This window comes from Bacillus sp. L381 (assembly GCF_030284525.1).
GTDB lineage: Bacteria > Bacillota > Bacilli > Bacillales > Bacillaceae > Bacillus > Bacillus amyloliquefaciens.
Genome location: NZ_CP127224.1, coordinates 2,011,214 through 2,026,782 on the forward strand (window position 1 = coordinate 2,011,214; position 15,569 = coordinate 2,026,782).

A 15,569-nucleotide genomic window follows, 5' to 3' on the forward strand; every position below is an offset into this window, starting at 1 on the left:
AAGAAGGCCGTAAAAAAACAGCATCCTCTCTTTTAGAAGATGCTGCCACTTCGTCATTCACCGTGTCTTTTATTGCTTGCTATCAGCTTTTCAGCTTCACGGCCGGCATAGGAATCAAATTTTTGTCCGAAGCCGTTTTTCTTTTTGGCATTGTTATTCTGCTGAGCATTTCTGTTTCCCAGTTTTGTTCTGCCCATTGTCGTATCCCCCCTTAGAGAAGATACGGATAGTATGCGCAGCATGCACTGATGCCACACGCGGCATGTTCATCCATTACTGTCTGCTGACGAATTCTTTTACCATATCTTCAGTCACAAAACGTCTTGCCGGCACAATGCCTTTTTTGGCCAGCTGGTTCATTTTTGCGGTAATTTCATTAATGGCATCCGTCGTGAACGGTTCATTTTGTCTGCATTTGAGAACGGCTGCTTCAATGGCTTGTTCACGCTGATATTCAAGCTCTACAAATGACTTGACGTGATGATGCTGTTTTGCGGAGTGTGCTGAAATTGCTTTATGGACTTCTGACATAAAAGGTTTCATCTCGCTTTTTTCATTTTAGTCTACCACGACTGTTATATACCCGCCAACCTGATTTTTAAATTTTCAGCATTTCATCTTTCTTTTTCCATGCTTTTTCGGCCTTGTAAAGGTGTTCAATTTCCCCTGCATTGGTATTCTCCGCAAGCCCCTGTAAAAAAGTGTCCCGCTGCTCGCGGATCTGGGACAGGCTTTTATCCGCCATATCTTCTTGCAGCCGGCGCACCTGCTCAGTATAGCGTGCTGAAAGGCTTTCTTTCTCCTGCTCAAGCCACTTTTCTGTCACTTTTTGCAGGCTGAGCCTGAGTCCTTCCACAAATGCCGCTTTTCCGTTCTGTTCAAAAAACTGCTTCGGCGATTTAACTTCCTTTACGTGTTGAGTGAATGCCGAGGCGTCAATTACCGGAGCGACCTCTTTCAGCTGAACGGCAAATTCGTTTTCAGCGCTGACATAAATGGAGAAATCCCCGTCTTCCATAAGCTGCTTCCGGCAGTTTTCCATCCATTCCTCAGTCATATGGCGTTCAATAAAGCCGGTCATCCGGATATCGAGCGTCTTCAGCTCTTGAATGTATTCGAAACGGAATTCCTTGAGCGCTTCCTTGAGTGCCGCTGATATATTCTGTTTCCAATCGCCGTTTTGAAGGCCCGGATGGAAAGCGGTTTTCAGCATATCATTCGCATAAAACGACAGGCGGTGTTTAATGTGATAAAGCTGTTCTTCCGTATCTTTCATCACTTTTCGAATGATGACCTCAGACGTACGGCGCTTTGAAATAGCAGCAAGAGCTTTTTCATAAGAAGACTCCAGACGCTGTTTCTTTTTTTCTTTTTCTTCTGCCGACTGGTGAAGAGATTCGTGAAGCTGTTCCACCATATCGCACAATTTGTCAGCCTCTGTTTTCAGCTGGGCGCAGCTGGCCCTCATTACATCTTCTTCAATAAAGTGCGCAAGCCCTGTTCTTACATCAGAGAACCTGTTATAGAAAGCTTCTTTTTTCCCCGCAAGCTCTTCTTTACTTGACACATGATATAATGTCGGCCGGTTAATTCCTTCTTTAGAAAGTTCTGAGCGAACGTAATCTTTGACGGTTTCCAGCTCGCTTTCCGTTTTTGCCAGATCGGCGGCATTAATGACAAAAAACATTTTATCCATGCCGAATGATTCTTTGACGAGGCCGAGTTTCTTCAGAAAAGACCTGTCTCCTTTTGAAAAAGAATGCTGATAGTACGTCATATAAAAGAAAGCGTCAGCATCTTTTATATATTGAAAGGCAAGCTCCGTGTGGCGCTTGTTGATACTGCTTGCTCCCGGCGTATCAACGATGGTAATGCCTTTTTGCGTGAGAGGGCAGTCATAATATACGGTGACTTCTTTCACGCAGCAGGCCGTTTTTTCTTCAGCTGCGTACGGTTTTAAATCTTCAACCGGCACCGTCAATGTCAGCCTTTGACGGATCTGTTCTTCATACGTATGAAACGCCTGAAGCATCGTCTGAATCACCGGCGTAAGGTCCTCCGGCACTTTTCCCTTTTTAATGGCATAATTCCATCTCTCGTTCAGTGAACGCCCCTTTACGTCAGCATCCTTCAGCTCTGTCAGCTGAAGCATTTCAGCGTCAAGCTCCTCTTCCGTTTTAAAAACGATCTCCGCAGATTTATGCGGTTTGCCGTCTTGCGGTTTGGTTATTTTGTTGATGGTGGCCGTTGTCGGCGTCGGTGATGACGGAAGCACGTATTCACCGACCAGCGCATTGGCAAAAGACGATTTACCGGAGCTGAAGCCGCCGAATAACGCCAAAGTAAATTGGCGGTTTTCAAGCCGCTTAATCCTGCTTCGAAAGGCTTCTGCCTGCTTTCCTAACAGGCTTGATGAGTCAAGAATCCCGGCAAGTTCATAGAACCGGTCAACCTGCTCTTTTATGGGAAGTTCCTTTATCGCATTTTTCGCAGGCTGGTTTACTTCATGATGTATAGTCTCTTTTGGTTTCTCTTTTTGGACAGGCGCATTCGCAAGGCGTTTTTTTCGCAAATACCAGTCGCTGCTTTCCGTATTATAGGCCGATTCTCCTTCCCACAAAGCGCGGACACGGGCGGCTTTTTCTCCGGCATTGCGTTCTGCTTTTGCCGATTGCGCGAGCTCATCCCTTATTTTCCTTTCTTTCTCAAGCCGTTTTTTCAGGCTCTCTATGAGCGGTCCGTTTTTTGCCTGAATATAAGCTGTCAGCTCCTCAATAAGTTCCGCCGTCTGTCTTTTGGCTTCCCGTCTGATCATTTCTGCGAGATCTTTCGTATAGGTTAATACGTATTCAGATGAAAATGCCGCTCCCTGTTTAAGGGCCTGAGCGGTGATATCATCAGAAAGCGGTGTGCGGTACGCCTGTATTTTCTTGATCAGTTCGTCAGATTCCGCTTCATACCTCTTGGCAGCTTTCGTAAATGTGTCGATAATATGCCAATCCGCTTCCCCTTCCGTTCTTTTTTTGATATCGGCAAAAAATTCAGCCTGCCTTCTCTCTTTTTCCGCCGCCGTTTTCGCTTTTGAAAAGAAAAGTCCGGTTTTGAATGAGGGCTGCTGTGATTCGATATAAGCAGATGCAAGCTCCCTCGTCTCAAACGGTGTCAGATTAGCATTTTGCAATATGTTCTGTACGTCGTTTCTGATGTCTTTCTCTGCTGTTTCAGCCTGTTGAACGGTTTTTTCAAGCTCAGCTTCGACAGAACGGACGAGTGCTTCTTGTTTGTCAAACTGCTCTTGGCCGCCGATATTATCATCTTTTACGAGCATGTCTGTATGCTCTTTGACTAAGCGGGCGACTTTTCGCTCCGTTAAGGACCATAGATTTGCTTTTGCCTGCTGTTTCAGCTGCTGCAGATGTTTTTTCAGCTTTTCCATCCCGTTTAAAGGATGATCAGGCTCTGTGACAGACGTAAAGAAAAGCGATTCCTTCGGTATTCCCGCGCCTTCGAGCATATCTTCCACCTGTCTCCGGTACTCTTCAAACTTCGTCTCGTTTTCATCATGCCTGTCAATTTGGTTGACGATCAGAAACAGATTCGGAGTACGGTCTTTAATGGAGCTGAGAAACAGCATATTTTCTTCTGAATGAACATGATTATAATGAACGACGTAAAATAAAGCGTCTGCCTGGTGAAGAACCGAAGCGGCTGATAAAAAATGCGCTTCGTCCGTCGAATCAATCCCCGGTGTGTCAATGTAGGCCGCATAAGGCTCTGACTCCTCAAAGCCTGCATAGACTTCCACCGTCTCAATTTGCTCTCCGTCTTTACAGAATTGCTGCACTTGTTCTTTATCGTAACTTCCTTTGATTTCTGCATAAGCCCCGTCAGTCGTATGAAGGACGACTTTATCTGCACCGTGCCGGATGACAACAAGGTTGGCGCTTGTGGGAATCGGACTTGTCGGCAGGATATCTTCACCGAGCAATGTGTTTAATAAAGAAGACTTTCCCGCCGAATAATGCCCGGTAAATGCGATATAAACCTCTTCATCAGCCGCTTTTTTCATAATGGCCGCGAGCTGATCGGCTCGTTTTTCATCCTGATGATCCAAAAATTGTGCGTATAAGGCACCCGTTCTGCTGAAAATCTCCCTGTTATGGCGTTCTGCTTCTGTCATGTGTCTTTACCCCTTTGTGTCTGTCGCATCAATGACGATTTCATTTTTAGAAAGCTCTGAAAAAAACCTCTCTCCCATTTTACACAAGAATGGTTCACTTTTCTTCAGGAAACGGCAAAAAAGCCGCCGATATCGGCAGCTGTTAAAGAAAAAAACACCCGCGGCAGGAAAAACCGCAGATGTTTAAGAGGACATCGATTTATTCGAAACTTTTTTCAATACAAAGCCAATTAAAACGCTGTATGTACAAACGGCTGCAAATAAAAATAACATTGTCATTTTTGGCACCACCTTGAATGAGAATCATTTTCATATTTATATCTTATCATGAGTGAGAATGATTTTCAATCGCTATTTTGCGGTGTTTTCTTCTAAAGCCTTCTCTTCGGCGCGAATCCTCACAGTAAGCATGCAGGCATTGAGGATTGAAAAGAGAAACAGTGTCCAATACGCCCCGTATAACAGCGGCAGCAAGATAAATTCTAAGATGACGACCGCATAGTTCGGGTGCTTCATCCACCTGTACGGCCCCTTTTTGACAAGCTCCGCATCCGGCACGACAAGGATTTTCGTATTCCAATATCGCCCCAGTGATAAAAGCGCCCAATACCTGATCCCCTGCACAAAGAAAATGATACATATAATGGCGGCCCACCTTGGAGAAAGCGCTTTATGAAACGCCGCCACCTCGGCTATAAGAGAGACAAAAAAGAGCACATGCATCAGGACGAGAAAGGGGTAATGCCCTTCTCCGTATTCGACGGCGCCTTGTTTTTTCACTTTCCGCTCATTGCGCCGGGCCACGATCATCTCCGCAATCCGCTGGGCAGCAAGGAGTATGATAAACAGCCAAAACATTAAGATGCCCCCCTTTCCCAGCTGAACAGCAAAAGCTCAGACGAAAATCCCGGTCCGAGAGCGCCGATCAGCCCTTTTTCGTGTTCTTTCTGCCGTCCATGCAGCAACTGTTCTTTTATGACATGAAAAATAGTTGCTGAAGACATGTTCCCGTGTTTTTGCAGCACCTTCTGAGATGCCGCAAGCTGCCCGATGTCCATTGAAAGACTCGTTAAATAAGCGTCAATGACCTTTTTCCCGCCGGGATGGGCAAGAAAGGTTTTAATGTCGTGAGACAGGACTCCATGTTCATATAAAAATTCATCAACATTATCCTTCAGCCAATGTGATACAAGAGTGGGAATGTCTCTGGAAAAAATGACTTGAAATCCGCTGTCCGTGAATTCCCAGCCCATCACATCTTCCGCATCCGGCATCATTACCGATTGGGTGGCGAATATCCGCGGAACGAGCGGCTGTTTGACGTCTTTCCGGCTCGCCTTCTCCCCTCCAATTAGTACGGCGGCAATTCCGTCCGCAAACAGGGAGGTTCCGATTAAATTGCTTTTTGACTTGTCCTCCGGCTGAAACGTTAAGCTGCAAAGCTCGGCCGCGATGACAAGCACGTATGCTTCAGGGTAGGCACGGCAGTATTCGTACGCCCTGGACAGACCTGCCGCTCCGCCCGCGCATCCTAAGCCCCAGATCGGGATCCGTTTTGTTTTCGCAGAAAACGGAAGCTGATTCATCACTTTCGCTTCAATGCTGGGTGTCGAAAGCCCGGTACTGGAAATAAAAAAGATCGCATCCACTTCTTCATATGGAAAGGGGGTTGTTAAACATTCCGGGTTTGTTAAACAATCAACCGCCGCATCCACACTGTGCTTAACGGTTTCTTCCGTATACAGCCGGTTCTTTTCTGAAAAACCCCGTTCCGTTTTATACCATTCAATCGGCCGTACAAACTGTCTTGATTCTATTTCGCCGTTTTGAAAGGCTTTTAACAGCCGGTCAATATCTTTAAATGAATTGGCAAACATCCCTCTCGCAAATTCCGCCGCCGTTTCTTGCGAGACGTGATGCTCCGGAATGCTCGTTCCGACCGATAACACATATGCCATACCCATCACCTCTTCATATAAAGGTTTCCGCTTTTTTCCTGAATGTATGCACAAGGTTTGAATGAAGGATTTCGCTGACCTGCCATTTTCATTGAAAATTGGCCCTTTTGAATGACAAATCGTTCGACTATACTTGATCCATTCATATAAAAAGGTTGTGATAGGAATGCTGACACCCGTGATACTTAAAGGGACACTCGTTCAGTTAGAGCCGATGAAGCTGGATCACTCTCAGGCACTCTGCGAAGCCGCTTCAGAAAACAGAACAACTTACGCTTACAGCCATGTACCTGACGGAATCCAAGAAACAAAGCGTTATATTGAGCGTGCGCTTTCCGATTATGGAAAAGGGCTTGCATTGCCTTTTGCAGTACGGTGCCTTAAAACGGATCGAATCGTCGGGAGCACGAGGTTTATGGATGCTGAAGTGTTTACGCGGCCGCCCGATGCAGCGCCTGAAGTGTGTGAGATCGGCAGCACATGGTATGCCTCTTCCGTGCAGCGGACAGGTGTCAATACGGAGTGTAAACTTTTGATGCTGACCCATGCGTTTGACGTGTGGCAAGCTGTCAGAGTGACGCTGAAAACCGATGTTCGCAACCAGCGCTCATAGCATCTAAAGCAGATGCCAATTTTCAATAGATATTGCGACTATAAAAAGAGACGGCGAGGTCCTTACTAAAAATGTCCCGTTCGTGCTTTTTACGGAAGACAGCCAATGCTCGCAGCGGGCATCTCGTTGAATTTCTAAATCAAGTTTTGTGTAATCCCAGTCCGGACAATGGTATTCGATTATGACATAATCCCTTAATTCCCCTTTTTTCTATTACATTTGGTTAACTGTTCACTTACACGCATCGCTCAATATGTGTCTTTTTCACACGAAGAAAATCTATACCCACGTTACAAATAAAATGAAAGAGGATGCCTCCCAAAAAGTTCAGCAAACTTTCGGAAGCATCCTCGATCTCGGGATTTCATAAAGAAATGTTATTTTTTAAGAAAAACGGGTGACTAACCCTCTTGAACCCTTGTCACATCAAGGGTTTTTTTCGTTTTAGGAATCATATTATAAATAAGTTGGTCACTTACCGTACACTTTCATAACTTGTTATTTCCCTTTAAATTCACGCTTTTGAGCACTTCTTAAGCAGAAACGAATTCACGCATTTTCATCCTTGGATGTGATTTTTGTTATTTTTGTGTTATTTTTTTCGAAATATAAATCATTAATCATCATACGGCCTGTACTTCTTCCGACCAGCTTCCAGTTCTTTTTTTTGGGCCTCAACATGACTCAGAAGGAATAAACTCACTGTTCCTATTTTCTTAACCGGATTCAATTTCCCAGAGCTCACAAGAGCACTCAAACGCTGCCTCGTGACACCGAGCAATTCTCCGGTTTCCGCTGCAGTCAGTACTTCTTTTTGAATAAACTGTATTTTTTCATTTTCTGTCATGTCTGTTCTCTCTCCAAATTAGAATAAAACCTTTTAGTATGGTGACGATCGCAGCCATATATAAGATGACACCTGCAATCTTTCCCAATGTTCCAGCTGTTTCAAAATCAATTGTAACAATACCCACTAATATAATAAACAACGTCGTCATATCTAATGTATTGTAGTGCTTTAAATATTTTTTCATATCGTCGTGGACGTGATATAATGTAGGAGCAAGGGGATTACTCCCCTTGTCTTACTATGTTTTAGCGCTTCTTGCTTGTCCGGCGGGAGCGCTTTTTTCTGTTCTTCTCTCGCTTCTCGCTTTCCTTTTGCCAAATATCATAAATATTTTTGACAATGGTCACGATTCCACCGATGATAAGAACTATGTTTCTGATCTCGTCCACTTTAGCACCTCCTTTCGATACTTTTATTATACTAAACCTATTTACAACGGTCAATAGATTTACGTGAAATAATCTCCTTTATTGAAAATTTTTTATTCATATCTTCGCAAATAAAACTATGGATAAACATCCTTCATTCCATTAAAATGGAATCATCGTCTAAATTTAGGGGGATATTATGGGTATATTTCTAAGTTTTATAGGGGTTTTTTTGTTTATTGGGTTTATAGCAGGCTTGATTTTATTTTTCATCAAACGAACAAGAAAACTTGGTAAGTTAACAGCCCCACTTTGTTTTGTGGCATCTATATTCTTTTTCTATTTGGGAGGACAGTTTTCAGACACAAGTTCCAGAAATAGAGACACAGGAACAGAATTAGGTGATAATACGAACATTACATCTTTAGATGAAGAAAAAAATGAAATTTCTTCTAAAGACAAGGAAGTATTTGTGTCAGATGATGATTCTACTGTAGTTCATGATTTAAATTGGTCAGAAAAGAAAAATGATACAACGTTTAAAATCGATCGTATTGGAATCGTTAAAGACAAAATGGAGTCCGGTGCTGAAGGAGCTATAGCTGTTCATTTTGTCATTGATAATGAAAGTAAAAAGGATATCTCAACTTTTCCAAATCAAGGCACACTACTTACCAATACTAAGGAACAAATAGATGCCAGTTTATCACTCAGTGAAGATATTGGTGGAGAAATTATGTCTGGAGCAAAAAAAGAAGGGTATGTGCTTTATCCAATAAAAAAATTGAAGGATCCTAATGAAATCAAATCAGTCAGAATAAAATGGGATTTTTGGCCGGATAAAGATGTGACTACAAATGTAAAGGATTTTGATATTAATTTAACTTGGTGAGCAATCGTAATGTATTCAGTTATAATGGTCATCATACATAAGAATAAAGTTGAATTATTAAGAAGCCCCTTTCAAAATGAAAGAGGCTTCTTTTTATTCGTTTAATAAGGCAAACCATGCTTTCTGATAAACTTTTTGGCCAAACCCTTTAAATATAGACTTCGTGCTCTTAGACAAACGCTTTCTTGTTTTTTCTTCAGACATGATTTTTATTACCCTGTCTGCCAATTCATTTTGGGTTTTAACAAGATAACCATTTTTCTCGTTCTGTATCATATCTTTAGGGCCGTATTTAATATCATATGACATTACCGGTGTACCTGCAGCTAAGCTTTCAAGAATGGTTAGTCCAAATCCTTCAGATTTTGAAGTGAGGATAGAACAAGCCGCTTTTTGATAAACCTCAATTTTGTTGTCTGTAAACCCTTTTAATTCAATATTTTTCGTTAAGTTTAATTTTTCAATTAGTTCTTGAAAGTATGTTTCATGCTCGCCCACGCCATAAATTTCATATTTCGCATCTGGAATAACATCAACTACTTTTTTGAATGCCTTTATAGCTTCCTCTAGTCCCTTTTCTTTATGATAGCGGGACAAAGTTACCGCTAGGTGCGGATTAACCTTAGAATTATCCTTCTCGATGTCAGGTTTACTTATACCATGTGGAATAACGCGATAATTCAACCGCTCTCCAAACTCGTTTGAAAAGTCATTTTTTTGTTCCTCAGTCAAAAACACAATCTGATCGAATTTATCAGGATTCTTGAATAAAGCATTGTATTGTTGACTTAGTTCAAATTCACCCTTTTCATTTAAATCGTAATGATTAGTGTGCAGCACGACTACTTTTCTCACATCAGATAATCTTTTATCCAATAATAGACTGAAATTTTTAGGGTTGTCAGACATGATGATTGGTGATTCAATCTCTTTTGTTCGATTAGCTATCCAATATGCCGCAAGGTCTTCGAGGTTCTTAAATTCTAAAGGCTCGGAATAGAAAAGATTGCAGCGGAATATCTCTTCATCTTTAGGCTTTAACCATGTTGTGAGATAACATTTCCCATCCTTTCCGAAATAACGGTCTAACTTTGGTTTGTTGCTGAACAAATCCATTTGGCGTTCACGTACTAAATAACCATCCTCGTTATATTCTTCTCTGCGAAGCCTGTGTCTAGCTTCATTCATGTAATCAATATATGCAAGCCGTCCATTGTTATCGAACTTTTTGTACTTTACATACAGACCATCTTTGAAGTAACGAAAAGCATTGTTTGCTTTAAAAACGATGAAGCCTTCTTCTTCTCTATTCGGATCCCCTTTTATACGATGATCTTCTTTACTGTTCTTAGAAGGATCTAGATCATTGAATAAATTATAAACCTTCACTCTTTCATCCAATTCCTTGGTATTATAAAGATTTTGAATAATACTTTTATGATTCTTTTGAAAAAGAATGGTTAGAAATTGAGTTTCTTTATACTCTGAAACAAGTGTATTCGCTCTATGTATTGTTGCTTTGGTCATACCGCCTCTTTTTGCATTTAAGGAATTAAACAAAAAAACAGGACTAACGAGAGACATATTTTATCCCCTTTTCATATTTTTTCACTAGATTATATTACTATAAATGAAATTTTAATGAAATAGTCATATAAAAAGAGAATGATACTTTTTATTTCAATTAATTCACAGGAGAAAAATAATTTTTACCATTCTATAAAATTCCATGGTATAATTATCCTTATCAAAAGGGGGATTATAATGAAAGAAATACTATACTTAGATACTGAGCTAATGAACTCAAATTTAGCACAACTTGATCAAGGGCTTACTACAGACATTTCACATCATAGTGATTCTCAAAAAACTGAAAGTGATGGTTCTAATTATTCAAATCGTAAAAATGCCGAACTCGGCGCTAGACTAGGCATCGTTTCATTAAATGTGAATGGAAAATTAGGTGCTGATGCACAAGAAGGCTTTCATGAAGGGCGGTCTTTTTTAGAAGGAGAAAAAGATATTCTTAATAAATCTTTTCACGATTATTCTTTATCATTATTAATGGATAAGTTGACTGAGGAGGGCTTACTGAAAGAAACAGATTCTGATTTAAAAGAGGGCGACTTTTTTATAATTGAATCTGAATTGAGATTAAATGATTTTTCACTAATTAAGAGGTTTTGCAATCCCGAAAAAACAGAAAATCTATTATTAGCAGAAATCGCTGATTCTCCAATGACATATAAAGATGCAAAAAAACTCACAAATAAAACTAACCCCAATGCTAAAGATCGTGAATTAATGGGTGTAGCTGAAAAAATTGTAACTATACATGATTCTGTTAAACCAACACTGTTGATATTAAAACAACTTCACGCATTTAGTGATTATTTATCTGATATATTCGATGATCATTCATTTATTAAAGTAGGGAATAATGCAGGGGTAATTAAAAATTCCAATTTAAGGGAATCCACAACTTCGCTTTCGTTAAGATCAGAAAACAATAGGAAAGTTAAATTACTTGGACGTTTCACTTCAAAGAAACAAAGGGTGTTTAATGGTTTTAATCTTGAAGAATTAAAAGCAGATGAATTCTATAAAATGCCAAATTTATTCCTTGATGTCGCATTAGGATCAATGCAACTTATTAACGAAGGCGATAATATTGTTAGTCCAATCGCTATTTATTTTGAATAATTATTAAATAAATCTCTTCTTTTTTTTCTTATTTTATCGAACTCTTCAAATTTGTTGTCTAAATTATTACTTCGAGCTTCCGTACGTATCCTATTATTTTTTTGTGTTTTATCGAACTGGTCATTTAAATGATTAATCTGATCAACTGCTTGTTTTATTACGTTACGACCAAATTTGAACATTTTTTTCACCTCAGTTTTAAAATATCATATCATAAACCATTTTATGCATACAAAATTATAATGTGAAAAAGCTCCTTTCATTCAGGAGCTTTTTTCATTTCAATAAGGCTTCAATTTTCGCCTTTGTATCTGGTCCGTAAATACCGTCTTGAGGAAGGCCATACATTGACTGGAAACGTTTCACTGCATTCTCCGTCTTCGGTCCATACGCACCATCAATACCAAAATTTTTTGCGTTCTTATCCGGATAATAATGAAGAGACGCTAACGCAGTCTGGATCTGTTTTACAGACTCCCCTCGGGTTAACGGGTTTGTGACTTTAAAAATACCCGCAGGCAGGCTGATCTTTGATTTTTTGGCGGTTTTAAGCTTTGAGGTTGTTACTTTTTTCTTACTACCGCTTTTTAACTCATTATCACTCTTGATATAAGAGACATTGACATATCCATGAAATGTTTGGCCTTTGGAATTGGTATACTCAACATAGCCCCAACCATTCACAGTCGAACCAATTTGATATTTTACGACCGTACCGTTCGGCAGGTTAAGCACCATAGAAGAAGAGGCACTCCGTTTTGTACGTAGAACAAGGCCATCACTTGAAACCACCGTGTTTTTAATGAATCTCCCTGTATCTGTATGGGTAACATCTGGATTTGATACAACTGGCACCGTTACAACCGCTCCGGCCATTCTCTTTTTGACACGGGCTTTAAAATCGGCAAAACCCTGCGAGTTGTTTACCCACGGCGCCGGACAAATTTTATGTGTAATGTCATAGTGACGAACAATGTCATTGATTGGATTAAGTTTATACATTTTGCACAGCTCGGCACAAACTTGTTCTGCGCGGGCAATGGTATCAGGATGGAAAGTTCCGTCCTTTTCGATGCAAAGCTCCACGCCTATGGATAAGAAATTCGCATTCGGTTTCAGCGCCGCGACGCCCCGGTAAGGCTGCCCGTTGACGAATTGCAGAATGTCATTCGCATGATAGGCCACCTCATTCAACGGAATAATGCAAATAGCCTCTGTACGATCGACAAAGATATGTGCAGATGCAAACGTCTGTTTTTTCTCAGATAGATTTCTATTCTGGGCGGGAAGCGTTTGACCAAAGTATCTATAATGATTGGCAGCAGGCGCGCCAGGGTTTGCCGTGTAATGCACCGCCAGCTTCTTCACGCCGTTGTTTTTAATTCCCGGCCGCGTCCATTTGTTAATATCAATATATTGGTTTCTGTATGCTGACATTAAAATCTCTCCTATTCTGTTTTTGGATTAAAAAAAGCAGCCGGATTAACCAGCTGCTTGATCGTCTTTTTCTTTTGTCTGGTCGTTGTCGCTTTCAATTACGTGAAGCCGGTCAGTGATGACGGCCGGGATTTTAACGCCGATCTGCGCAAGGTTCTCTGTAATTGACAGTCCTTCATTTGCAATATAAAAAAGAACGGTCCCGAAAGTCAGAACACCGTTCAAATTTGTGATTGTATCAATAATATTAGCCACAATAACAACTAAAAAGCTGAGCATCTTACGGACGTACCCGAACCATGCGTTACGGCTGCGAAGCTTCTTGAGCTTCCATGCTTTAATAATTCCTGTCACGACATCCAGAATACTGAGGATGAGAAGTAAGTCAAGGTATTTCACCTCCCCGAAAAGATATGTTCTTGCGATCTGTAAGCTTTCAAAGTTCATCCACACTTGTATTCCCTCCATTTGTTGATCACCTCCCTTGAGGCAAAATAAAAACACCTCTGCAGGTGTTTATTAGCTCCTTATTCCGCCCACATCCACACTGATTGGCTGTTCTGTAGCGGGATAGGTTAAACCAGTGATTTGTTTATATTGCTCTTCAGTAATTCTGTTCAATTCAACAAAACGGGCGACATTAGCATTCGTATAATAGTTTCGGCCCCAGCCATAAATAGTCTTTATATTTGAAAACCAATCCACTATGCTTTTCCTCCCTCTGCTAACATAAGAAGCAAGTCAGCCAATATTTTTGACTGTTCCTCGGCTGCGCTTTGACCTTCTGCCAGCTGCTCCATGATGGCGGCATTTTGTTGTCTGAGAATATCAACAGCTGTTGGTTCTCGTACACTTTTTGCCTGCTCTAATATGGCATCCTTTTCTTCTCGTGTTGCCGCTTCTACCCATACTTGCTTGCTAGGATCGAATTTCGGCTTAAAAAATGAAGGTGGTTGAATTAGCGTGGAATTATCAGGAATGATATAGTCCCCGTTTTCATCTACTTCCCTTACAATAATAGGCCCAATAGAAATAAAATCTTCTCCATATTTGTAGGCTTGGATCATGTTGCTCCTCCCTGTTGCAGCGGCACTGGTACATCTATATAAAAGCCGTCTAATTTATTTGAGTCAACGGGTGTTGGATATTTAATTTTCAAGTCACCATTATCATATACAATTAAATTAGCCGTTCCGCCTGTTCCACTAAGAGGTATTGAAACGACAGCACCGCCTATGGGAGCGTATTCAGCTGGAATTGATCCAAATATAATTTCAGCATCTGTTCTCACATGCCCCCTGAATAATAAAAGCGCACCCCATTTTGCATAAATGGGCACCCTAGTACCAACAGTTGCACCGTTTTTCAACGTAATATTCGAATAGGAAATGCTGCCATTCCATTTAGCACGTTCGGCAGCTGAAAGATGCCTATCTTGATTATAATTATGTGCCATAAATTGACGAACATAGTCGTTCCAGTTATCTTTATCAGCTTGAGTAACATGAATTTCCTTAGTGTTAGCATGTGAATTCACTTTTGATTGGGCCCCGCCAGTGGTCTCTAATTCAATCCAAGGTGTCCATGTTGCCGCATCGTACTTACGAATTCGATACATGGATTTCAACCCATTGGACGCGTCGCACGCAGTTTGAACGAGCGTATTCCCATTGCTCATAACTAGTAGAAAGCACTGAGTCAAACCTGGTCCGTTTAATCCAAGGTTGTATACCAGGTACATTCCAGTTGCAGTAAGTTCGTTATAATCCGTTGTCTCACTGTTGCTTTTAAAAAAGATCTTGCCGTTGTCCTGCGTTATTTTAAAGAGCTGACCTGCATTCCATTTATCCTTGTCGCTTCTTGTAACATGCATATCTGCTTTATTTGCATGGGCATCTACTTTCATTTGGGCGCCGGGCGGGGTTTCCTTGTCGTTCCACGCCTTTCTTTCGTCAGTTGTGATGTGCTTCTCTTCGTCATTCGCGTGCTCATCCGTGTAAGCCTTGGCATTTTTCTCTGCAGCATCGGCCTTCTCCTGAGCGCCCTTTTTTGTTTCAACGGCTTCGAGATCGGCAAATTTCTCCCGTAATTCCTCAACGGTTTGGCTGATTTCTTTGACAGTCTGGTTGATCCCATCCCTCAGTGTTTCAAAATCATCAATATAATAGTCAGCTGTCGGGATGATGTTCTGATCTTCTAACGTTTTAGCGATAGAAAAGGTGAAAAATGAAGTCGCTAGGGCTTGACCGTTCGCATAATACAGTTTGATTTCAGCCTTAACGGTTCCGTAATGCTTGAGTTCCTCATTAGACAAAATGTATTCAGCTGTACCATTGACTTTGTCTATAAGCGTAAGGCTTTTTTTATAAAATGATCCGTCAGCATATAGCAGAACGATTTTTGCGTCCACAGCTGACAGAGGCAATGGTACGCCATCCTTTGTAAAAGAAAAAGACAGCTTCGCGCTGCCCGTATCTTGCGTCATAAATTGTATGTTAGTGGTTCGACCGTTTGCCCGCCCCGCATTTATATCGAATGACACGCCCCCTGTTTTATACATCTTTGATT

The 15,569-nt window shown here is 41.1% G+C and carries 16 protein-coding genes and 1 pseudogene; 3 read left to right on the plus strand and 14 right to left on the minus strand.

The genetic code is table 11. The features are described 5' to 3' along the window. Positions 1 to 53: 53 nt before the first annotated feature. From ypzF to QRX25_RS09905, 6 genes are all read right to left on the minus strand, one after another. Entirely contained in the window at positions 54 to 197 is a 144-nt protein-coding gene (gene ypzF, locus QRX25_RS09880) for a protein YpzF (RefSeq protein WP_014418168.1), read from the minus strand. A 76-nt stretch (positions 198 to 273) separates the two neighbouring features. After that, the gene (locus QRX25_RS09885; RefSeq protein ID WP_065982890.1) at positions 274 to 531 is read right to left on the minus strand and encodes a YpbS family protein; all 258 of its coding nucleotides are present in this window, start codon (positions 529 to 531) and stop codon (positions 274 to 276) included. Between the two features lie 67 nt (positions 532 to 598). Then, positions 599 to 4,180, minus strand: a complete 3,582-nt coding sequence (gene dynA / locus QRX25_RS09890; protein ID WP_212097973.1) for a dynamin GTPase — start codon at positions 4,178 to 4,180, stop codon at positions 599 to 601. A 183-nt stretch (positions 4,181 to 4,363) separates the two neighbouring features. Further along, positions 4,364 to 4,459, minus strand: a complete 96-nt coding sequence (gene fbpC / locus QRX25_RS09895) for a Fur-regulated basic protein FbpC (protein WP_025284905.1) — start codon at positions 4,457 to 4,459, stop codon at positions 4,364 to 4,366. Between the two features lie 72 nt (positions 4,460 to 4,531). Next, entirely contained in the window at positions 4,532 to 5,038 is a 507-nt protein-coding gene (locus QRX25_RS09900) for an isoprenylcysteine carboxyl methyltransferase family protein (RefSeq protein ID WP_045511148.1), read from the minus strand. Then, positions 5,038 to 6,138 (minus strand): type III polyketide synthase, encoded by a 1,101-nt coding sequence (locus tag QRX25_RS09905; RefSeq protein ID WP_212097975.1) that lies wholly within the window; start codon positions 6,136 to 6,138, stop codon positions 5,038 to 5,040. The genes QRX25_RS09900 and QRX25_RS09905 overlap by 1 nt, the downstream gene beginning before the upstream one ends. Positions 6,139 to 6,304: 166 nt before the next feature. Between QRX25_RS09905 and QRX25_RS09910 the strand changes: the two are divergent. Next, positions 6,305 to 6,748: pseudogene (locus QRX25_RS09910) on the plus strand (GNAT family N-acetyltransferase); the annotation flags it as partial. Between the two features lie 619 nt (positions 6,749 to 7,367). On the opposite strand, the gene QRX25_RS09915 reads toward QRX25_RS09910, so the two are convergent. Beyond that, entirely contained in the window at positions 7,368 to 7,598 is a 231-nt protein-coding gene (locus QRX25_RS09915) for a helix-turn-helix domain-containing protein (protein WP_212097977.1), read from the minus strand. Between the two features lie 248 nt (positions 7,599 to 7,846). Further along, entirely contained in the window at positions 7,847 to 7,990 is a 144-nt protein-coding gene (locus QRX25_RS09920) for a hypothetical protein (protein WP_212097978.1), read from the minus strand. 178 nt (positions 7,991 to 8,168) lie between these two features. On the opposite strand from QRX25_RS09920, the gene QRX25_RS09925 reads away from it, so the two are divergent. After that, complete coding sequence (locus tag QRX25_RS09925; RefSeq protein ID WP_212097981.1) at positions 8,169 to 8,861, plus strand: hypothetical protein; 693 nt, start codon at positions 8,169 to 8,171, stop codon at positions 8,859 to 8,861. A gap of 93 nt (positions 8,862 to 8,954) precedes the next feature. On the opposite strand, the gene QRX25_RS09930 is transcribed toward QRX25_RS09925, so the two are convergent. Next, the gene (locus QRX25_RS09930) at positions 8,955 to 10,445 is read right to left on the minus strand and encodes a glycosyltransferase (protein WP_212097984.1); all 1,491 of its coding nucleotides are present in this window, start codon (positions 10,443 to 10,445) and stop codon (positions 8,955 to 8,957) included. A 180-nt stretch (positions 10,446 to 10,625) separates the two neighbouring features. Between QRX25_RS09930 and QRX25_RS09935 the strand changes: the two genes are divergently transcribed. Continuing rightward, positions 10,626 to 11,564 (plus strand): DUF6414 family protein, encoded by a 939-nt coding sequence (locus tag QRX25_RS09935; RefSeq protein ID WP_212097987.1) that lies wholly within the window; start codon positions 10,626 to 10,628, stop codon positions 11,562 to 11,564. Positions 11,565 to 11,840: 276 nt separating this feature from the next. Here the strand turns inward: QRX25_RS09935 and QRX25_RS09940 are convergent, their stop codons facing one another. From QRX25_RS09940 to QRX25_RS09960, 5 genes are read right to left on the minus strand one after another with little or no spacing between them, the layout of a single operon-like run. Then, entirely contained in the window at positions 11,841 to 13,001 is a 1,161-nt protein-coding gene (locus QRX25_RS09940; RefSeq protein ID WP_212097990.1) for an N-acetylmuramoyl-L-alanine amidase, read from the minus strand. Between the two features lie 45 nt (positions 13,002 to 13,046). Then, entirely contained in the window at positions 13,047 to 13,469 is a 423-nt protein-coding gene (locus tag QRX25_RS09945; protein WP_212097992.1) for a phage holin family protein, read from the minus strand. Positions 13,470 to 13,520: 51 nt separating this feature from the next. Then, positions 13,521 to 13,709, minus strand: coding sequence for an XkdX family protein (locus QRX25_RS09950; protein WP_373925701.1), 189 nt, complete (start codon positions 13,707 to 13,709; stop codon positions 13,521 to 13,523). Next, positions 13,706 to 14,068, minus strand: a complete 363-nt coding sequence (locus tag QRX25_RS09955) for a YomQ N-terminal domain-containing protein (protein WP_212097994.1) — start codon at positions 14,066 to 14,068, stop codon at positions 13,706 to 13,708. The genes QRX25_RS09950 and QRX25_RS09955 overlap by 4 nt, the downstream gene beginning before the upstream one ends. Next, entirely contained in the window at positions 14,065 to 15,561 is a 1,497-nt protein-coding gene (locus tag QRX25_RS09960) for an XkdV family phage structural protein (RefSeq protein ID WP_212097996.1), read from the minus strand. The genes QRX25_RS09955 and QRX25_RS09960 overlap by 4 nt, the downstream gene beginning before the upstream one ends. Between the last annotated feature and the right edge of the window lie 8 nt (positions 15,562 to 15,569).